Origin of the sequence: Leucobacter ruminantium (assembly GCF_017565705.1) — a bacterium.
Lineage (GTDB): Bacteria > Actinomycetota > Actinomycetes > Actinomycetales > Microbacteriaceae > Leucobacter > Leucobacter ruminantium.
Genome location: NZ_JAGDYL010000027.1, coordinates 25,378 through 44,434 on the forward strand (window position 1 = coordinate 25,378; position 19,057 = coordinate 44,434).

General features: G+C 72.0%; 16 protein-coding genes, 1 tRNA gene and 2 pseudogenes. 6 read left to right on the forward strand and 13 right to left on the reverse strand.

The features are described from left to right. Window positions 1-5 precede the first annotated feature (5 nt). From J4H91_RS13205 to J4H91_RS15680, 5 genes and pseudogenes are all read right to left on the reverse strand, one after another. Window positions 6-998, reverse strand: coding sequence for a WYL domain-containing protein (locus J4H91_RS13205; RefSeq protein ID WP_208046728.1), 993 nt, complete (start codon window positions 996-998; stop codon window positions 6-8). Then, complete coding sequence (locus J4H91_RS13210; protein WP_341783550.1) at window positions 991-1,998, reverse strand: helix-turn-helix transcriptional regulator; 1,008 nt, start codon at window positions 1,996-1,998, stop codon at window positions 991-993. Before J4H91_RS13210 ends, J4H91_RS13205 begins: the two co-directional genes overlap by 8 nt. A 35-nt stretch (window positions 1,999-2,033) precedes the next feature. Continuing rightward, window positions 2,034-2,960: a peptidylprolyl isomerase gene (locus J4H91_RS13215; protein ID WP_208046730.1), complete on the reverse strand. Its 927-nt coding sequence runs from the start codon at window positions 2,958-2,960 to the stop codon at window positions 2,034-2,036. Between the two features lie 125 nt (window positions 2,961-3,085). Beyond that, entirely contained in the window at window positions 3,086-4,228 is a 1,143-nt protein-coding gene (locus J4H91_RS15675) for a tRNA (adenine-N1)-methyltransferase (RefSeq protein WP_341783551.1), read from the reverse strand. 87 nt (window positions 4,229-4,315) lie between these two features. After that, a pseudogene (locus J4H91_RS15680) lies at window positions 4,316-4,885 on the reverse strand (HAD family hydrolase); the annotation flags it as partial. A 108-nt stretch (window positions 4,886-4,993) separates the two neighbouring features. On the opposite strand from J4H91_RS15680, the gene J4H91_RS13225 reads away from it, so the two are divergent. Next, window positions 4,994-5,917: a PAC2 family protein gene (locus J4H91_RS13225; RefSeq protein WP_208046732.1), complete on the forward strand. Its 924-nt coding sequence runs from the start codon at window positions 4,994-4,996 to the stop codon at window positions 5,915-5,917. 25 nt (window positions 5,918-5,942) lie between these two features. On the opposite strand, the gene mshC is transcribed toward J4H91_RS13225, so the two are convergent. The 3 genes from mshC to J4H91_RS13240 all read right to left on the reverse strand — a co-directional run bounded on the left by mshC (window position 5,943) and on the right by J4H91_RS13240 (window position 9,502). Beyond that, window positions 5,943-7,211 (reverse strand): cysteine--1-D-myo-inosityl 2-amino-2-deoxy-alpha-D-glucopyranoside ligase, encoded by a 1,269-nt coding sequence (mshC, locus tag J4H91_RS13230; RefSeq protein ID WP_208046733.1) that lies wholly within the window; start codon window positions 7,209-7,211, stop codon window positions 5,943-5,945. Next, a complete protein-coding gene (locus J4H91_RS13235) occupies window positions 7,208-8,092 on the reverse strand; it encodes an undecaprenyl-diphosphate phosphatase (protein ID WP_208046734.1) in 885 nt (294 codons plus the stop codon). Before J4H91_RS13235 ends, mshC begins: the two co-directional genes overlap by 4 nt. Before the next feature lie 96 nt (window positions 8,093-8,188). Beyond that, window positions 8,189-9,502 (reverse strand): M20/M25/M40 family metallo-hydrolase, encoded by a 1,314-nt coding sequence (locus tag J4H91_RS13240; RefSeq protein ID WP_208046735.1) that lies wholly within the window; start codon window positions 9,500-9,502, stop codon window positions 8,189-8,191. Between the two features lie 102 nt (window positions 9,503-9,604). On the opposite strand from J4H91_RS13240, the gene J4H91_RS13245 reads away from it, so the two are divergent. Next, on the forward strand, window positions 9,605-10,579 hold the full coding sequence (locus J4H91_RS13245; protein ID WP_208046736.1) for an EamA family transporter: 975 nt from the start codon (window positions 9,605-9,607) through the stop codon (window positions 10,577-10,579). Further along, entirely contained in the window at window positions 10,576-11,355 is a 780-nt protein-coding gene (locus tag J4H91_RS13250) for an SDR family NAD(P)-dependent oxidoreductase (RefSeq protein WP_208046737.1), read from the forward strand. The genes J4H91_RS13245 and J4H91_RS13250 overlap by 4 nt, the downstream gene beginning before the upstream one ends. Window positions 11,356-11,368: 13 nt before the next feature. Here J4H91_RS13250 and J4H91_RS13255 read toward each other — a convergent pair whose 3' ends face one another. From J4H91_RS13255 to J4H91_RS13275, 5 genes are all read right to left on the reverse strand, one after another. Continuing rightward, window positions 11,369-11,731 (reverse strand): GntR family transcriptional regulator, encoded by a 363-nt coding sequence (locus J4H91_RS13255; RefSeq protein ID WP_208046738.1) that lies wholly within the window; start codon window positions 11,729-11,731, stop codon window positions 11,369-11,371. A gap of 49 nt (window positions 11,732-11,780) precedes the next feature. Next, a complete protein-coding gene (locus tag J4H91_RS13260; RefSeq protein WP_208046739.1) occupies window positions 11,781-15,152 on the reverse strand; it encodes an SbcC/MukB-like Walker B domain-containing protein in 3,372 nt (1,123 codons plus the stop codon). Continuing rightward, complete coding sequence (locus tag J4H91_RS13265) at window positions 15,149-16,000, reverse strand: DUF4194 domain-containing protein (RefSeq protein ID WP_208046740.1); 852 nt, start codon at window positions 15,998-16,000, stop codon at window positions 15,149-15,151. The genes J4H91_RS13260 and J4H91_RS13265 overlap by 4 nt, the downstream gene beginning before the upstream one ends. After that, entirely contained in the window at window positions 15,993-17,474 is a 1,482-nt protein-coding gene (locus J4H91_RS13270; protein ID WP_208046741.1) for a DUF3375 family protein, read from the reverse strand. The genes J4H91_RS13265 and J4H91_RS13270 overlap by 8 nt, the downstream gene beginning before the upstream one ends. Window positions 17,475-17,546: 72 nt before the next feature. Beyond that, the gene (locus tag J4H91_RS13275; protein WP_208046745.1) at window positions 17,547-17,783 is read right to left on the reverse strand and encodes a hypothetical protein; all 237 of its coding nucleotides are present in this window, start codon (window positions 17,781-17,783) and stop codon (window positions 17,547-17,549) included. Window positions 17,784-17,809: 26 nt separating this feature from the next. Here J4H91_RS13275 and J4H91_RS13280 point away from each other — a divergent pair, with 26 nt between their 5' ends. The 3 genes and pseudogenes from J4H91_RS13280 to J4H91_RS15685 all read left to right on the forward strand — a co-directional run. Beyond that, window positions 17,810-18,346 (forward strand): CGNR zinc finger domain-containing protein, encoded by a 537-nt coding sequence (locus J4H91_RS13280; protein ID WP_208046742.1) that lies wholly within the window; start codon window positions 17,810-17,812, stop codon window positions 18,344-18,346. A 199-nt stretch (window positions 18,347-18,545) separates the two neighbouring features. Beyond that, window positions 18,546-18,618 (forward strand) — tRNA-Ala (locus J4H91_RS13285). Window positions 18,619-18,946: 328 nt separating this feature from the next. Then, window positions 18,947-19,057 (forward strand): annotated as a pseudogene (locus tag J4H91_RS15685) (leucine zipper domain-containing protein); the annotation flags it as partial.

Below are 19,057 nucleotides of genomic sequence, written 5' to 3' on the forward strand. Positions count from 1 at the left end.
GCGGCTCACGCGTCGTAGGCCGCGAGCGCGCGCTCGGCCCACTCGCGCACGGCCTCGCGCGCCGCGGGAGGCGCTTCGATCTCGACCTCTCCGGGCGCCTGCTGCACGAGCCTGATCGCGGTACCGGGGTGCCAGGCCTCGATACGAACCCGCACGCGCCCCCGCCCGTCGTCGCCGATCGCCTCCGGCTCGAAGCCCTCGAAGCGGGCCAGCAGACGCTCGGGCAGCACGGCCACGAGTTCGAAGGCGCCGGGAGCGGAAGCGGCCTCCGGCCGGGGAGCCGGCTCCGCGATGGCCTCCGCCCCTCGCTCCCCCGCCCGCGGCGCGCAACTCAGCTCGAGCGGGCGGATCCCTCGCATCTGCTCGACGCGGAAGGTACGCTCGGCCTCTCGGTCCCGGCAGTGCGCGCGGAGGTACCAGGAGCCTGCCTCCTGCGCGAGCGACACCGGGTCGACCGTGCGGCGGCTCGTTCGCCCCGCCGCGTCCCGGTAGTCGAAGGCCAGCGCCCGGCCCTCCTCGATCGCGGCGATGAGCACGGGCAGCGAGGGATCGGCGGCGTCCGCCGTCACCGAGAGCGCGGGCGCCGCGCTCTCCTCGTTCAGGGCGGCGCCGAGCCGCGCCGCGGTCTGCCGCGCCAGCGCGGCGTCGTCCTCGGGCAGCACCGCGGTGAGCGCCTGCAACCCGGCGATGAGCGCCGCCGTCTCCGCCGGCGCGAAGCGGGGCGTGTCGTCGACCGCGACCGTGCGCGTGAGGCTCACGATGTCGTGCAGTTCGAGCGCGTCCCAGTCGATGTCGAAGAGGTCCTCGTGCTGATAGCTCATGGTCTCGCCCGGCACTCCCGCGGTGCCGAGAAAGCGGACGAGCCTGCGCAGCAGGGCGGGCTGCACGTCGAAGACCTCGGCGAGCTCGGACACCGGCGTGGGGCCGTTCTCGGTGAGGTAGGGCACGAGCGCGAGCAGCAGCGTCACGCGGTCGGCGCCCAGGAGCGTCCTATGCACGGCGGCCCCCGTGCTCCTCGGCGATGCCGTGCAGCCGTTCGATCACGAGCTCGCGCAGCGCGAGGGGCTCGCGCACCACGGCCTCCGCCCCGTATCCCGCGAGTTCCTCGGCGAGCGCATGCGGGTCGAGCGTGCGCACTGCGAGCAGGCGTGCGCCGTCTGCGGCGGCGGGCCCGTCCGCGCTCGCGGCGCCGGGCTCGGCGCGTGCGGCCAGCCGCGACTCGGCCACCGAGCCGAGCCGCACCTCGACGACAGCGCGGTGCCGCTCCCGCTGCGCGAGCAGTTCGGCGACGATGCCGTCGACCCGATCCCTCAGCGAGGGGTCGAAAGGCTCGGCCTGCACCGACACCGACGACCGGATGCGGGAGAGCAGGAACACACGGCTCGCATCGCGCTCGAGATCCCAGGCGATGAGGTGCCAGCGGCCGTCTGCGCGGTGCAGGCGCAGCGGCGCGACCCTGCGGCCGAGGGGCTCATCGCGCCCCGGAAGCGCGTAGTCGAAGCGCACGGTGCGGCCGTCGTCGATCGCGGACTGCAGGGCGGCGGCTGCCGGCTCGGGAATGCCGAGCATGGGCGCGACGCCGAGGTGCCGCACGTCGAGACCGGCCCCCAGCGACTCGAGCTTCATCGCGGCGCGCCGCGACTCGGCCGTGAGGCTCCCCTCGCTCCAGGCGAGCGCGGCGAGCCGCAGGAGCATCAACTCGCGACTCGAGAAGCGCAGATCGCCCGGGAACTGCAGGCGGTCCTTGGAGATCCGGTAGCGCGTGAGCTGGTTGTTGCCCGGCTCGAGCGGCGAATCGATCGTGTCGACCCTGATCCCGAGGGATCGCAGCTGCTCCTTGTCGCGCTCGAACTGGCGGTCGAGCGCCGCACTCGCCTCGCCGTGGCGGAAGCGGTCTGCGTAGCCGTAGACCGAGGAGAGCAGCTCGCGCTTCGTCGCGCCCTCGGGGCTCGCGACGAGCGCGAGCACCAGGCTGAAGATGCGCTGCTCGCTCGGCACCCTCGAGCGCGCCCCGGCCTCCGCCAAGGCGGGCCTCAGAAGGCGGCGAGGATGTCGACCACCAGCACGCGAGGCTCGGCGTCGCCCGCGTTCTCGATGATGACCACCTGCGATCCGACGGTCTGGCCGGTGAGCTCGGGACGGTAGGTGTTGCCGCTCTGCTGGATCTGGTCCTCGTTGCCCAGCAAGCTCGGTCCCTGCTCCCAGGAGTTGCTGATCTGCCTGCCGTCCCAGCCGACCTCGAGCACCTGGGCGACGATGTTGGAGTCGGACGAGACCTCGTCGCCGTCGCCCTCGATGCGCACCGCGGTCGAGGTGCCGGAGGGCGCCGAATTCGGCGGCAGCACGATGCCGGGGCGGCCCTCGTCGTTGGTGACGACTGCGGGGAAGCCCGCGGGAAGGCCGCGCGCGGCGCCCTTCGCAGAGAGCGGCGACACCGAGTCCACGTCGAAGATGCCGACGAGCGGAGCGTTCTCCGTGCCGCCCAGCTGCATGCTGATCGGTGCCGCGTCCTGCGGCGCGAAGCCGACCACGATGCGCTCGCCGGGAACCGCGCAGCGCACGGACTCCGTGAGCGGGTTCGCCTGCTCGTCGTCGATGATCATGAACTCCGATGCTCCGCTCTGGAAGCCGCCGCTCGCGTAGAGCTGCTTGCCGCTCGCCGCGTCGAAGAACGCCATCTTCACTCCGACGAGGGTGCCGTCCTCGGCGCGGCGCTCCGAGTCGTCGCCGTCGGCCTCGCTCACGACGGTGCGCTGCGAGCTCACGATGTCGACGTCGGAGGGCACCTTCACCTGCGGCAGCTCGCCGAACCCGCCGAGCACCGTGACGCTGTCGCTGAGCGCGCCGGGCTGCATGCCGGTCGCGCAGTCGCCGGCGGAGGCCTGCTGCGCGCCGCATGCGGTGAGTCCGGTGAGGAGCAGAGCTGCGGCCGCGGTGGCCGGAACGATGCGACGGAGCATGGAGGACCTCTCGGAAGTGCCGGTGCCGGCGTCGCCGGTGATGGCGGCGCCCGCGTTCGAAACGGAGTCGGAGCGAACCCGGCTATCCTATCGAACCCGGGCTGGGGATGAGACGGGTGGGCCGATCACCCATCCGCGGAGCCGCCTCGCTCCCGCTGCTCCGCGATGCGCCGCGCCTCGCGCGCCTTCTTGCGCAGCACCTTCTCGCTCTTGCCGCGCTCGCCGACCGCCTCGGGCTTCCACACCTCCGAGGCGTCGGCCCCACCGAGGTCGGGCAGCCAGCTGGCGAGGTCCGCGTCGGTGAAGTCGCTCTTGGAGGCGCGGCGCTTGAGGTCGGGCAGCACGGCGCCAGGGGCGAGCCTGCGCGCGGTCAGCAGGAAGCCCGTGTGCGCGACCATGCGGTGGTCGGGTCGCACCGCGAGCCCCTCGACGTGCCAGCCGCGCACCATCGTCTCAGAGGACTGCGGGTGGGTGTACGCGCCGCTGCGACGGATCTGCTCCGCGGTGCGCGAGAGCTGGGTGACGGTCGCGACGTAGCAGATGAGCACGCCCCCGGGCTTCAGCGCCTCGGCTGCAGCGTCGACGCACTCCCAGGGGGCGAGCATGTCGAGCACGACCCGGTCGACGCTGCCCGGCTCGCAGGCTGCGGGCAGCGTCTCCTGCAGGTCGCCGACCGTGACCGTCCAGTTGTCGGGAGTACTGCCCGAGAAGGCCGCGGCGTTCGCCCTGGCGATCTCGGCGAACTCCTCGCGGCGCTCGAACGAGAACAGCTCGCCCGCGGGGCCGATGGCGCGCAGCAGATGCAGCGACAGCGCGCCCGAGCCGACGCCGGCCTCCACCACGCGGGCCCCGGGGAAGATGTCGGCGAGCGAGACGATCTGCGCCGCGTCCTTCGGGTAGACGATGGCGGCGCCCCTCGGCATCGACATCACGAAGTCGGAGAGCAGCGGCCGCAGCGCGAGATACTCCTCGCCGCTGCTGTTCGCGACGACCGAGCCGTCGGGCAGCCCGACGATCTCGGCGTGGCGGATCATCCCGCGGTGGCTGTGGAACTCTCCGCCCTCGACGAGGGTGATCGTGTTGAGGCGGCCCTTGGGGCCGGTGAGCTGCACGCGGTCGCCGTATCCGAGGGGCCCGCTGAGGGCGGGAGCGGGCTCGGGGGCGTTCCGGGAAGCGGGCTCCGGGGCGTTCTCCGGCCCGGCTGCCGTCTCGGGCGAGGGATCCGCGGCGCGCGAGGGATCGGCGTGACGCGCGAACGCCTCGGCGATCTGCGCCGCGTCGACGCCTGCGAGCGTCGGCCAGAGCTCGTGCTTGGGTGCGTCCGAGAGATCCAGAAGGTTCGGCACGCCGACGGTCACCGCACCCGAGGCGAATGCGGAGTTCAGGCCGGTCACCGAATCCTCGATCGCCAGGCAGGCCTCGATGGGCACGCCGGCGAGCGCCGCACCGCGCAGGTAGGGATCGGGGTGGGGCTTCTCGTGCGCCACCTCGTCGCCCGCGATGACACCGGAGAACATCCCTTCGGGCAGCAGCCGCACGACGGTGTCGGCGATGCCGCGCACCGACATCGTGACGAGCACGCAGGGAACGCCCGCGTCGCGCAGCGACTGCAGCAGCTCCACAGCTCCCGGGCGCCAGTCGGGCCTCGTCGCGAGCAGGCCGGCGATCACGCTCGTCGCCCACTCGTCGATGATCTCGTCGACCGTCAGCCGCACGCCGAGGTCGCGGAAGAGCTGCGCCGAGGTGCGCAGGCCGGATCCCACGATCCGATCCCGCAGCTCCGTCGTCATCTCGATGCCGTAGCGGGCCAGCATCGCGACCTCGGCTTCCAGCCACAACGGTTCGGAATCGATCAGGGTGCCGTCCATGTCCCACAGCACGGCGGCGGGGGTGCGCTCAGTCGGGAGTGTGTTCACCATTCCCATACTACCGCCGCTCGATCCCTCGCCCGGCCTGCGGCCGCCCGTCCGAGGGCTAGTCTTGAGGCTGAACCCGAAAAGCCCCGGCACCCCGACCAGAAGGAGCACCGCCCAGTGAGCGACACCCCCGCCCGTTCGAGCCGCCCCCGCGTGCTCATCATGGCCTTCCAGGGCTGGAGCGACGCCGGTGACGCGACGACCGAGGTGCTGCAGCACCTCGCGGGGCTCACGGACGCCGAGGTGCTGCACGTGATCGCGGCCGAGGGCTACGTCGACTTCCAGGTGCACCGCCCCAAGCTGCTCTTCGACGCGGAGGGCAAGCGCGTGCTCGAGTGGCCCGACACGCGCCTCTACGGCATCGTGCAGCGCCCGGGCGAGGAGCCCGACCCCGACGCCGAGACGGTGCGCCTGCTCGACGGCTCCCCCGTCACCGACCTGTTCCTGCTCGCGGGCGTCGAGCCCGCCCGCGACTGGCAGACCTTCGCCGACGAGATCGTCGAGGTGATCGACGCCTGGAGCATCGACAGCGTCATCATCCTGGGGTCCATGTTCTCCGACGCGCCGCACTCGAGGCCGATCGTCACCTCGGTGTCGACCGAGAGCGCCGCGCTGCGCGCCGAAACGGGAGCCGTGCGCAGCAGCTACGAGGGGCCGGTGGGCATCGCGACGGTCATCGACCTGGCCCTCGCCGACGCGGGCATCGAGACGATCTCGCTGTGGGCCCAGGTGCCGCACTACGTGCACAGCACCCCGTCGCCGAAGGCGACCCTCGCGCTCCTCGACAAGCTGGAGGAGCTGCTCGACATCGTGATCCCCCGCGGCGAGCTGCTCGCGCAGGCGAACGAGTGGGAGGCGAACATCAACCGCATCGCGGCGGCCGACGAGGATATGTCGCGCTACATCCGCAGCCTCGAGGAGTCGCGCGACGAGGCGCTGGCCGCGGAGACGACGGGCGACGCGATCGCACTGGAGTTCGAAAAGTTCCTCGAGGGCGGCCGCGCGGAGAACGCCGAGCCCCCCTCCGACGAGGAGGAGTAGGCGGCGCGAATCCTCCGCGTTCTCCCTAGAGCTTGACGCCGAGCAGCGCGTCGACCGCGGCGGACAGCAGCTCCGCATCGTCCACGCCGCGATCGAGCGCGGCATCGAGCGTCGCGAGCATCACGGGGGTGTCGAGGTCGTTGGCGATCGCGGCGCGCAGCTGCTGCAGCACGCCGACCGAGGAGACGGGATCCGCGCTCTCGCGGGCGAGGCCGTCGCGCCAGGCCTCCAGCCGGCGCTCGGCGACGCCGAGGTCCTCGTCGCGCCACTCCCACTCCGAGCGGTAGTGGTGCGCCAGCAGGCCGAGGCGGATGGCCGAGGGATCGGCCGGGCGCCCGCACTGGCCCGGGTGCTCCCCGTCGAGCAGCTTCGACACGAAGACGAGGTTGCCGCGCGACTTCGACATCTTGTGCCCCTGGTACGAGATGAGACCGGCGTGGCAGTACGCGTGCGCGAGCGGAGTGCCGGAGAGCGCGGTCGCGTGCGCCGCGGTGAACTCGTGGTGCGGGAAGACGAGGTCGGATCCGCCGCCCTGCACCGTGAAGGCGCCGCCGAGGGCGCCCGTCGCGATGACCGAGCACTCCACATGCCAGCCGGGGCGCCCCTCGCCCACGGAGCTCTCCCAGCTCGGCTCGCCCGGGCGGGCGGAGCGCCACAGCAGCGGGTCGAGGGGGTCGCGCTTGCCCGGGCGCTCGGGATCGCCGCCGCGCTCGGCGCTCAGCCGCAGCATGAGCTCGCGATCGTAGGGCGCGACGTCGCCGAGCCGCCACTGGGATTCGCGCTCCGCGGCCCGGGTGTCGAAGTAGATGTCGTCGCCCGCGGCTCCCTCGGTGGGCACGGCGTAGGCGAAGCCGAGGTCCTGCAGCCCGCGCACCGCGGCGGCGATCTCGTCGATCTGCTCGGTGACCGCGATGTAGTGCTCGGGAGGGATCATGCCCATCCGGAACATGTCCGAGCGGAAGAGGCCGATCTGCTCGTCGGCGAGGGTGCGCCAGTCGACGCCCGTGGCGTCGGCGCGCTCGAGCAGCGGGTCGTCGACGTCCGTGATGTTCTGCGCGTAGACCGTCTCGATCCCGGCGTCGCGCCACGCGCGCTGCATGATGTCGAAGGCGAGGTAGGTGAAGGCGTGCCCGAGGTGGGTCGCGTCGTAGGGCGTGATGCCGCAGACGTAGAGCAGCGCACGGCCCTCGGGGATCGCGGGGTGCTCCATGCGACCCGTGGCCGTGTTGAAGAGCCGCGGCAGGGATCCCTCGCCCGGAAGCTCGGGCAGCTCGGGGGGCGTCCAGGTTCTCACAGCGCACCTCCGACGGACGCATCCGCGGCGCCGGCCGCGACGGCCGCCCCGCCCTCGGGAGACAGCACGCCCGTGACGAGCAGCACGATGATCGCGATGCCGAGCAGCAGCCGGTAGACGACGAAGGGCATGAAGCTGCGCTTCGAGATGTAGCCCATGAAGAACTTGATGACGAAGATCGCGATGACGAACGCGATGACCGTCGCGACGAGGGTCATCGACATCGGCGCGCCGCCGCTCGGATCCTTGATCTCCTTGAAGAGCTGGAAGAAGCCCGAGCCGAGCACCGCGGGGATCGCGAGCAGGAACGAGTAGCGGGCCGCGGCCTCGCGGCGGTATCCCATGAAGAGGCCCGCGGTGATCGTGCCGCCCGAGCGGGACACGCCGGGGATCAGCGCGAGCGCCTGGGCGAAGCCGTAGATGAGGCCGTGCTTCCAGGTGAGCTGCTCGAGGGGGCGCACCTTCGTGCCCACCCGGTCGGCGAGACCGAGCAGCAGGCCGAATGCGATGAGCATGGTCGCGGTGAACCACAGCGAGCGCAGCGTCGTCTCGATCGCGTCCTGGAAGACGAGGCCGAGCACCACGATGGGCACCGAGCCGAGGATGATCCACCAGCCCATGAGCGCGTCCGGGTCGTTGCGCGGCACGATGGCTCCCGACAGGGATCGGAACCAGCGGCCGATGATGCGCACGATGTCGCGCCAGAAGAAGACGATGACCGCTGCCTCGGTGCCGATCTGAGTGATCGCGGTGAAGGCGGCCCCCGCGTCGCCGATGCCCATGAGCTCGCTCGCGATGCGCAGGTGCGCGCTCGACGAGATCGGCAGGAACTCGGTGAGCCCCTGGAGGATGCCGAGGATGATCGCCTCGAAGATGTTCATCGTGTCCTTTCCTGGCGGCGCCGTGCAGCGCCGCCTCCGCCCGCGCTGCGGAGCGGGCGGCCGCGGGCCGCCGTCCAGAATAGCCCAGGGCGGGCGTCAGTAGCTGCGGAGCAGATCGACGAGCACGCGGTGGCCGAAGTCGAGCGCGTCGAGGGGCACGCGCTCGTCGACGCCGTGGAACATGCCGGGGAAGTCGAGATCGGCCGGGAGGCGCAGCGGCGCGAAACCGTAGCCCGCGATGCCGAGCCGCGCGAGCGACTTGTTGTCGGTGCCCCCGGAGAGCAGGTAGGGCAGCACGCGGGCCTCGGGGTCGTGGCGCCTGAGGCTCGCGACCATCGCGTCGACGAGCTCGCCGCCGAACGGCACCTCGAGCCCGATGTCGGAGTGCACGGACTCGATCTCGATGTCGTCGCCGACGGTCGCCCGGATCTCGGCGAGCACGTCGGCCTGGTCCACGGGCAGCGCGCGCACGTCGACGAGCGCCTCGGCGGTGTCGGGGATGACGTTGTGCTTGTAGCCCGCGGCGAGTCCGGTCGGGTTGCTCGTCGTGCGCAGGCTCGCCTGGATGAAGCCGCCGCCCTTGCCGAGGCGCAGCACGATCTCCTCGGGGTCGACCTGCTGCGGGTCCTCGTCGAGGATGCGCGCGAGCTCGGCGACGAGCTCGCGCGTCGTCTCGCACAGCCGCAACGGCCACTCGTGGCGCCCGAGCGCCGCGATGGCCTCGGCGAGGCGGGTCACGGCGTTGTCGTGCCACACGCGCGAGCCGTGCGCCGCGGTGCCGCGGGCGCGCAGGCGGATCCAGTCGAGCGACTTCTCACCGGTCTGGATCAGGTAGGCGCGCGTGCCTGCGACGTCGATGGAGTAGCCGCCGACCTCGCTGATGGCCGTCGCCGCCCCCGCGAACAGCTCGGGGTGGTGGTCGACCAGGTAGCTCGCGCCGTACACGCCGCCCGCCTCCTCGTCGGCGAAGAACGCCACGATCACGTCGCGGCGAGGCCGCTCGCCGGCTCGCAGCAGCTCCGCGACGGAGGTCAGGATCATCGCGTCCATGTCCTTCATGTCCACGGCGCCGCGCCCCCACAGCATCCCGTCCTTCACGACTCCCGCGAAGGGATCGACGCTCCAGTTCGCAGGGTCGGCGGGCACGACGTCGAGGTGGCCGTGCAGCACGAGCGCGGGCAGCTCCGGGTCGAGGCCCGCCACGCGCGCGACGACGCTCGCGCGACCGGGAGCCGACTCGATGATCCGCGGCTCGAGCCCGATCCCTCGCAGGTAGTCGGCCACGTAGTCGGCGGCCGGGCGCTCGGGGTTCGCGTCGCCGCCGCCGCGGTTCGAGGTGTCGATGCGGATGAGGTCGCGCGCGATCCTGGCGGTATCCGAGAGCGCCTGCTCGTTCGTCTCGATGGTCATGGTTCCAGGGTAGCCCGTGCCGCCGACACGCCAGCCCGGATCCGTAGCAGGCCCGTAACACGGTACGCTCGCTGGGGGCGACGGCGGAGGAGAGGAATCAGCGTGCGCACGACGGCTACGTCACGGCGGCTTCCGGTCGCCGGCTTCCTGCTCGCAGTCGCCTCGGCGGCGAGCTTCGCGCTCTCCGGCATCTTCGCGAGCGCGCTCATGGAGGCCGGTTGGTCTCCGGGCGCCACCACCACCGCTCGCCTCGTGCTGGCGGCGCTCGTACTGCTCGTGCCCACGCTCGTGTCGCTGCGCGGCCGGTGGATCCTCGTGCTGCGCGGGTGGCGACCCGTGCTGCTCTTCGGGCTGCTCGCGGTCGCGGGCTGCCAGCTCGCCTTCTTCATCTCGGTGCGGTTCATCCCGCCGAGCCTCGCGCTGCTGATCGAGTTCATGGGGCCCGTGCTGCTCGTGTTCTGGATGTGGGCGCGCACGCGCGTCGCCCCCTCGCCGCTGACGCTGCTCGGGGCGGCGCTCGCCGTGGGCGGCCTCGCCGCCATATCCGGCATCGGCGCGGGCGCGGCGCTGCATCCGCTCGGCATCCTCTTCGGGCTCGTCGCCGCGATCGGCAACGCCGTCTACTACGCGGCCGGATCGTCGAGCTCGCACGGGATCCCTCCCCTGCCCTTCGTCGGCCTCGGGCTCGGCGTCGCGGCGATCGTCATGAGCGCGGTCTCGCTGACCGGCCTGCTGCCGTTCACCGCCACGGCGGAGCCCGTCGTCATCGCGGGCACGAGTCTCTCCCCCGCCCTCGCCATCGCCGGCATGGTGCTCATCTCGACCGTCACCTCCTACGTGCTGGGCGTCGCGGCGTCCCGGCGGCTGGGCGCGACGCTCGCGAGCTTCACCGGGTACTCCGAGTCGCTCTTCGGCATCTTCTGGACGATCGTGCTGCTCGCGATCCTCCCGACCGGTCTGCAGTGGCTGGGCGCCGCGCTCATCATCGCGGGCGTCGTGACCGTGCGCATCGGCGAGCTCGTCGGCTCGCGGCGCGCGCGGGCGACGCGGGAGCCGGCACCGCAGGAGCCGTCGTGAGACGCTGCACGGCGCTCGTCACGGGCGCATCGACGGGGCTCGGCGCCGAGCTGGCCGCGCAGCTCGCGGCGGAGGGCGTCGATCTCGTGCTGGTCGCGCGCGACGGAGCGCGCCTCGAACGGCTCGCCGAGCGGCTGCGCGCGGAGCACGACTCGCGCATCGAGGTGCTCGTGGCCGACCTCACCGATCGCGACGGCCTGGAGCGGGTCGCCGCGCGCCTCGTCGAGCGCGGCTCCCCCGTCGACATCCTCGTGAACAACGCGGGCTTCGGCGTCTACGAGGGCTTCGAGTCGAGCGATATCGCCGACGAGCGCCGAATGCACGAGCTGCTCTCGTGGGTGCCGCTCCGCCTCGCCCACGCCGCCGTTCCCGGCATGCTCGAGCGCGGGGGCGGTTGGATCCTCAACGTCGCGAGCGTCGCTGCGTTCACCCCGAGCGGAACCTACGGCGCGGCGAAGGCGGCCGCGGTATCGCTGTCGCGATCCCTGGGCGCCCGCTACCGCCGCTCCGGAGTGCGCGTCACGGCGCTCTGCCCGGGGCTGCTCGACACCGAGTTCCACGCTCGCATGGGCGAGGACCACCTGCCGCGACTGCCGCGCATCGCGTGGGCCGACACCTCGCGCGTCGCCTCCGAGGGGCTGCGCGCGCTCCGCCGCGGGCGCGCGGTCGTCGTCTCGGACCGGCGCTACCGACTGCTGCGCCCCCTCATCGCGCTGCTCCCCGACCGGCTGCTCGAGCGCGCCACCACCACGGGCGAACCGCGTCGCGATCGCTGAGGGATCCCTCGTCTCACGCGCGGCGCAGGTAGTCGGCGAGCCGATCCCCCTCGATGCCGAGCGCCGCCATCGCGGCGACGTACTCTCGGGTCAGCGCGAGCGCCCGCTCGTGGGTCTCGGCCTCGCCGAGGTCGGGCGCGACGATCGTGCCGTTGCGCCCGCGGGTCTGCACGAAGCCGGAGGACTCGAGCTCGCGGTACGCCCGCGCCACGGTGTTGGCGGCGAGGCCGAGCTCCGCGGCGAGCGAGCGCACGGGCGGCAACTTCGCACCGGGAGCGAGTTCGCCGCTCACGATGAGGGCGACGACGCGATCCCTCAGCTGCTCGTACGGGGCGAGGGATACCGCCGGATCGATCTGCAGCTCGAACTGCGGCATGGTTCACGCTCCTCGGGTCGTCCGCCTCCCACTGTATCGCCGCGCGGGCTCACGAGCCCGGGGCCGGGAGCGCGACCTTGGGCTTCGCCCAGGACCGGCCCGCGGTGTCTTTGAGGATGTCGTACTCGACGTCGACGTGCGGCTCGATCGCACTGTACTTGTCGTTGGGCGCGCCGATGATCAGCTGGAAGCCGAGCCCGCGCCAGGCTCCGATCGCGCGCTTGGTGAAGTGGGCGTCGGCCTTGATGAGCGCCTCGTCGAGGAAGACGGGCGCGTAGCGCGGCCGCTCGGAGTCGGCGTCGCCGAGCTGGTAGCGCAGCGCGGCCCCGACGATGAACGCGATGAGCTCCTGCGATTCGCCGCCCGACTTCTCGCCGATGTGGTCGTACAGCGCGACGTGCTGTCCGCTTCCCGCGTGGATCTTCTCGGCGCTCACGCGCACGTGGTTGCGCACGTCGACGAGATCGGCGAAGTCGGGCGCGGTGCGGCGGATGCGGCCGATGAGCCGCGCCATGCGCTCGTACGCCTGCGCGCGGTCGGCGTCGGTCTCGGCCGCCCCGATGAGCGCGCGCACGTCGCGGAGCTCCTTGCGGAAGCGGCGGCGCGGCTCCGACTGGTTCTCGCGCGGGGTGATCTGCAGGCGGTGCTCGTCGTCGTAGAACGGCAGGTCCTGCATGATGCGGTTGATCGGCTCGATCCGCTCCCGGATTTCGCGCAACGAGCGGCTGAGCGTGGAGTCGAGGTTGGTGAGATCGTTGCCCGAGAGCTTCAGCAGGCTGTTGCGCCACTCGGCCTCGAGTTCGTGCAGCCCGCTGGTCTCGAGCTCCTCCAGGATGCGCTCGAAGTCGCGGAGCGAGGTGTCGGGATCGGCGCGCAGGGTCGGGTTGGGCCAGCTGTCGAGGAAACCCTCGAGCGTGCGTCGCAGGTGCTCCCGCTGCTCCTCGAGCGCCGCCTGCGCCGCGGCCTGGTCCTCGAGCAGCCGCTTCGAGGCCGTGCCGAGCGCGGCGTCGAAGCGCGCGAGCGCGTCCTCGCGGCTGCGCTCGCCACCGCTCGGCTCCCCGGCATCCGAGGGGTCGAAACGCTCGTCGAGGTAGGCCTGCTGCGCCTCCTCCAGTCGGAGCCCCGCATCCTCGGCCTCGTCGACCGCGAGCTGCGCGGCGTCGACCTCGTCGGTGATCCGCGCCCACCGCTCGGCGATCCGCTCCTGCTCGCTCTCCGCCCGGGCCGACTTCCTGCCGAGCTCGGCGATCCGCCCCTTCAACTCCACGATCTTCCGCTGCAGCTCCGCGATCCTCGGGTCGCCCTCGGTGAGCTCGGAGATCACCCGCTCCCAATTGCCGTGCTCCCGCTCGACCGACTCGACGTCGAGCCGGTCCCAGCTCAGATCCACGATCTTCGCGTAGGCGGTGTGCCGCTCGTCCATCGCGTCGAGCTCCTCGGACGCGCGCCGCTCCGCGGTCTCCGCCGCCTCAGCCTCCGCCTGCGCCGCGGCGAGCGCGGTCTCGAGCTCGGTCAGCCTGCGCCGACTCGAGAAGCCGAGCGCGTTCCCGCCCCCGTGACCGCCGTGCGCTCCGCGGTCGCCCTGCGACACCTGGCCCGTGATGGTCAGCGCCATCCGGTGCTCGGCGAGCGCGTCGGCGGAGTCGACGCAGACGAAGCCGAAGCGCCGCTCCAGGCGCTCCTGCAGCCAGCCCGTGAACGCGGTGTCGCGGTACTCGAGTCGGCCGGGCAGGCGGCTCGGGTCGAGGCGCTCGCTCGGGGCGAGGCCCGTGTGCACGCCCTCGTAGCGCATCCGCACCGGCGTGTGCACCGAGTCGATCGCCGCGCGGAAGCGCGGGAGGTGCGCGGCGTCGATGAGCAGGGTCGTCGCGAAGCCGCCGAGGGCGAGGTTGAAGGCCTCGCGCCAGGGCTCGAACTCGGTGCGCACCTCGATCAGCTCGCCGACGAAGGGCAGCTCGTCGCTCGAGAGCCCCGCGGCCCGGGCGAGCAGCTCCCGGGAGTCGTGCAGGCGTGACGAGATGTTGTGCGCGCGCCCCTCGGTGCGCGCCCGCTCCTCCTCGAGCTCCGCCAGCCGCCGCCGCGCCTCGGTCTTCGCGCTCCGCGCCTCCGCGTAGGCGGCGCGCGCGGTGGCCTTCGCGTCGGGGTCGTCGAGGATCGCCCTCGCCCGCGCCGACAGCTCGGCGAACGCCCGCTCGGTGGCGGCGTCCTCGCCCAGCCGCGCGGCGACGGCGTCGAAACGCTCACGGTGCTCCCGCACCTCTGCGAGGCGCCGATCGGTCCTCGCGAGCTCGCGCTCGGCGCGCTCGAGACGGTCGCCGCCGGAGTTCCGCAGCACCTCGACGAGCCCCTCGCGCTCGGACTCGGCCGCGGCGACGAGCGCCTGCTGCGCCCGCACCTCGGCGTCGGCCGCGCGCTTGCCGCGCTGCAGCTCGGACTCCACCTCGCGCAGCAGCTCCAGCCGGCGCGAGGCGCCCCAGAGCGCCGCGAGGGATCCGGGATCCGAGAAGCGCCCGATCTCGTCGATGAGGCGCAGGCGCTCGGCGGATCCCTCGATCCTCGCGCGCAGGTCCCTGATCGGGCGCAGCGCGCGCACCTGCCGCTGCGCGGTCACCATGCGCCCGCGCGTACTCTCCAGCTCGTCGAAGTGGGCGACCACCGCGTCGGCGGTCGCCAGTGTCTCGGGCTCCTCGAGCACCATGCGCTTGTAGAGCTCGTCCACGGTGGTGATCTGCTGCCCGGCCTGGATCCGGGCGAGCAGGCTCATGGCCTTCGCCCCGGCTCCCGCCGCGCCGATGCCCAGCACCGAGTGGATCCTGGCCGAGAACTCGCGGTCTGTCGCCAGCGTGTCGAGGCCGGCGGACCGCAACGACGCGTCGGAGAGTCGCTGAGCGGCCGCTTCCGCGAGGGATCCCAGGTCGAACGCACCCTCCGCGGTCGCGCGCACCCGCACGGTGTCGTCGAGCACGCGCGCGGCGGCGGGGATGTACCAGGCACGCACGGCGGTGAAACGCGAACCGTCGTGGTCGAGCCAGGTCATCGAGATGGCCGTCCAGGTGTCCTCGCCATCGCCGCGCAGCACGCGCAGCCTGGTGCCGTCCTCGGTGCGCGACTCGTCGAGCTTGCCGCGGCCGTAGGAGATGATGTTGCGCTGCTCCTCACCGCGGGGGCGCCCCGTCACACCTCCGTTGGAGGCGCCGTTGAACGGCGTCGTGTGCGGCATCATGAGCGCGATGTAGGCGTCCATGAGCGTCGACTTGCCCGAACCGGAGCCGCCGCACAGCAGCGTCGCCTCGGGCGAGAACCGCACGCGGTGCGCTCCGTCGTAGCCGCCCCAGTTGACGAGCTGCAGTTCCTCGGCGACCCACTGCTGGCCACGGGAGGCGGCGGGGATCAGGCCGAACAGGGTGTCGAGCATGGTCACGGTGCGATGTCTCCTCGCTGGTCGTTCTCGGCCGGTTCGGCCGGCGCCTCGCCGCCGGCGGGCTCGGCGTCGGGTGCGGATCCCTCGCCGTCCGCGACTTCGGATCCCTCGCCGCCCGCGGTCTCGGATCCCTCACCGCCCGACGCGCGGCTCGCGCGCGCCTGCTCGCGCAGCCAGTCGTCGAGCTCGCGCAGGCGCTCGGCGCTCAGCACGATCTCGACGAGCGGGCTGATGCGGTAGCGCCCTTCCGATTCCTCCTCGACGATGCCCTCCTGGCGCAGCCTGGCGAGTGCGGTGCCGATGGCCTTCTGCCTGCGAGCCGTGTTGCCATCGCCGTCGGCGAAGTAGCTGAGCACGGTCTGCTCGATCTCCTCGACGTCGACGCGCACCGACGGCTCCCCCGCGGTCGACTCGCGCTGATACACCGTGCGCAGGTAGACGAGGACGAGCGTCTCGGGGCGGGTGTAGGCGTCGTCGCGCAGCAGCACGGGCACCTCGAGCTCGTCCGACCTGATCTGCTGCTTGTAGGCGACCCCGCGGCCCTGATCCACCACGAGCCTGACGAAGAGGTCGTGCAGGCGCGACTCGACGATCTGCTGGTTCTCCAGCAGCACCGACCAATCCTCGGGATTGCGCTCGGCGAGCAGGAAGCGACGCTGCAGCAGGCGCACGAGCACGCGCCGCACCTCGGGATCGAGCACGCCGCGGTCGCCCGGGAAGCACTCCTCGGGGTCGTTCTCCATCGCGACGGTCTCGATGAACGCGGTGTCCCGGGGGTCGTCGGGCGCATGAGCCGTCGCCTGTTCCGTCGTCTGCTCCGTCGCTCCATCCTCGATCCGGTCAGTCATCGGTCACCTCTTCTTTCACGGTTCGCGCGGTCACCGCGCCGAAGGCGAAGCTGCGGACGGTGCCGTCCGGGCGCACGGCCTCCACGACGGAGACGGACTCCTCCTCGACCATGCCGTTGCGGTGGGCGATCTCGAGGAGCCCCAGCAGGTCGACCGGGCGGCGGGCGCCACCGGTTTCGATGGCCTCGAATGCCGCACCCAGGTCGAAGCGCTCGGTATCGAGACCCGAGACGTGCTCCTCGAGCTCGCGGTACAGGGGGCCGCCCCAGGCCCGCGTGTCGGCGTCCACGAACTCTGCCTGATCGGCCGCCTCGTGCAGCGGCGCGGGCGCGCTCGGCGGGCGGGGGTCGCTGACCGACTGCCGCAGGTGGCCGATGCCCGCGGTGGGGAACCTGCGCAGCGGCTCGACGCGATCCCTCGCCGATGACTCGGGCACCCAGCTCTGCAGCCCTGACATCACGCTGCGCAGCAGCTCGTCCACCTCGCGGTCGCGGGCCGGGTCGTGGGTGCGCACCTGCGTCGTGATCACGTGCGAGGCGCGACGCTGCGCGACGAGCACCTCCTGCACCCCCTGCTCCACGCGCTTCGCGATCGCACGCAGCTCGCCGCGCTCGTCTGTCGGCATGAGGCGCGCGAACGGCCGCGCGAGCAGGGCGCCGAGCTGCTCGGTGAGGCGGTCGATGTGCTCGGGATCCCCGATCAGATTGAGCGCGCCTGCGAAGGCGCGGCCCTCGGGAGTCGCCTCCATCACGTGCTCGCCGCGGTGCAGATACTCGCGGAGCACCTCGCCCGCCGGGCGCACGTCCCGCCGCAGCTCGGCGATGACGTCGCGCTGCATCGCGTTGATCGACTCCGCCACGCGGGTGAAATCGGCGGGCAGCTCCCGCGACAGGTGCAGCACGTTCTCGGCCTCCTCGAGCAGCTGGTCGTCGTCGACCGGCTCGAAGGGATCGTTCTCCAGGCTCGCGAGCTTCGCGTCGATGGCCGCGCGCTCGGCGAGCAGCCTGGCGCGGCGCTCGGCCGGATCGGTCTCGGCGCTCCGGGTCAGCTGGTCCACAGATTCGAGCAGGGTGCGCACCCGGGAGCGGGAGACCCGCGCGCGGCGGCCGCCTGCCCGGCCCGCGATCTCGAGAGCCCCGACCGCCTGGGCCGACAGCCGATACACCTCGGTGCCGTCATCGATCTGCAGCACCAGCCACCCGACGCGCACCCAGTACCGGCAGATGTCGCGCCCCGTGCCGGCCGGAAGCGCGCGCTCCCCCTCGTCGTAGCCCGCGGCCCTGAGCTCGTCGACCATCTCGGAAACCTCGACGTGGGCGTCGGAGACCGCGACCGACGGCCGATCCGCCGTGAAGATGATCGAGAGGGCCGCGACGACGAACGGCGCGTATCTGCCATGCAGCAGGTCGAGCGTCGGGTTGCGGAACGCCGCCGCTGCACGCAGATAGGCGGCTTCAGCACGCGAGTTCGTCACCGATCCAGGGTAGCGGCATCCGCGGTGCGAGGTCGCCGGCCGGAGGGATCGTGCCGCAGCGGCGCTCGCCGGTCACCGCGTCGCGCGTACCGCATCGTCGATGCGGCGCCCCGTCTCGACGCTGAGCGGTACGGGAGGCAGGTCGCCGCGCTCCTGCAGGTCGACGCGCCTCGTCCCGCACGCGCCGCAGCGCACGTAGAGCAGGGTTCCTGCGGATGTGGCGTGGCGGGATTCCACCTCCCACCCGTGTTCGTGGGCGTATTCCGTGGAAGCCCTCCGCCGCAGCGAATCATGTGCCGTCTCGGTCATGCCTCCCACTGTGCTGTAATGGTCTTATGCATCTCAACCCTTACGGTGAGTACGCGATCCTGCTCGCCGCGTCTCTCGCCAATGACTGGCCGAGGGATCGCGAAGGAATCATCGCGAGAACCCGCGAGTTCGGCATGACGGTCGCGTTTCCGGAGCAGCCGCACGATCACGCCCGCGTCCGCGGCGTCATCGACGAGTGGCTGACCGTCGTCGACGCGCGGGATCCGCACGAGCGTGCGCGCCTGCTCAACGCGCAGATGGCGGCGGCGACCGCCTACCCCCGCCTCACCGACCACGACGGCGAGGGCTGGCACCTGCACTACCGCGACGACGGTGCCGTCTCGCTCCCCCACGTCCTCTCGGCCGTCATCAGCGTCGGTACCGCGCTGCACCTCACCACCCGCGGCATGCATCGGCTCGGGCGCTGCGAGGCGGGCGCGACGCCCGGCGACCCCTGCTCGGCGGTGATCGTCGACGTGACCCGCAACGGTCGGCAGCGCTACTGCTCCGTGCGGTGCGCGAACCGCGCCGCCGTTCGCCGCCACCGGGCCCGGGGCGCCTAGGGGCAGGGGTAGCTCCCCCGGGACAGGTACCTGGCCGGGTAGCTCCATGCGCGGGCAGAATCCCCCGGGCAGGCACCCGTGGCCTGGAACGAGATGCGACACGCGCGGGATCGCCTTCGAGGCAGCTGGATTTGCGTTTCACCCGGCCTGGTGATGTAAAGTAGAAGAGTTGTCGGGGGAGCATTTCTCCGACTTCAACGGGTCCTTGGCGCAGCTGGTAGCGCACCTGCATGGCATGCAGGGGGTCACGGGTTCGAGTCCCGTAGGATCCACTCCGGTTTCAACATCCAAACCCTTGGCAGCTTGTTTGCTGTCGAGGGTTTCTTGTTGCTCCGAATCCCCCTACCGCTGGCACGGCAAGCGGCGCCCCCGACCGCTGGTTGAGCGAGCGGAGCGAGTAGAAACCAAGGTGCTGACTCGCACCGACACCGGCTGACTCGCGAGGCTCGATCCAGGGGCGAAACAATCGGGATCGTCGGATGCACTGCGGGCTAGATGTACCCGGTCAGGACGTTGGTAGCAGCGACGGGCTTGTGAAACAGGAGAACCTCCGGGCTTAGTGGAGATGTCTAACGTCTTCACCCATTCCCGGAGGTTCTCGTGACCCACCGTAACGCCCGTCTGACTCCTGCTGGTAGGCGATTGATCATTCAACGTCATCAGCAGGGCTGGAAACAATCCCATATCGCTGCCGCGATGGGTATCTCGCGC

Bases quoted from the DNA above. Each gene is read 5' to 3' on its own strand.
- J4H91_RS13240 (WP_208046735.1), bottom strand. From the start codon at position 9,502: ATGACCATCGAGACGAACGAGCAGGCGCTCTCGGATACCGCCAGGATC.
- J4H91_RS13255 (WP_208046738.1), bottom strand. From the start codon at position 11,731: ATGCCGCAGTTCGAGCTGCAGATCGATCCGGCGGTATCCCTCGCCCCG.
- J4H91_RS13215 (WP_208046730.1), bottom strand. From the start codon at position 2,960: ATGCTCCGTCGCATCGTTCCGGCCACCGCGGCCGCAGCTCTGCTCCTC.
- J4H91_RS13275 (WP_208046745.1), bottom strand. From the start codon at position 17,783: ATGACCGAGACGGCACATGATTCGCTGCGGCGGAGGGCTTCCACGGAA.
- J4H91_RS13235 (WP_208046734.1), bottom strand. From the start codon at position 8,092: ATGAACATCTTCGAGGCGATCATCCTCGGCATCCTCCAGGGGCTCACC.
- J4H91_RS13280 (WP_208046742.1), top strand. From the start codon at position 17,810: ATGCATCTCAACCCTTACGGTGAGTACGCGATCCTGCTCGCCGCGTCT.
- J4H91_RS13265 (WP_208046740.1), bottom strand. From the start codon at position 16,000: ATGACTGACCGGATCGAGGATGGAGCGACGGAGCAGACGACGGAACAG.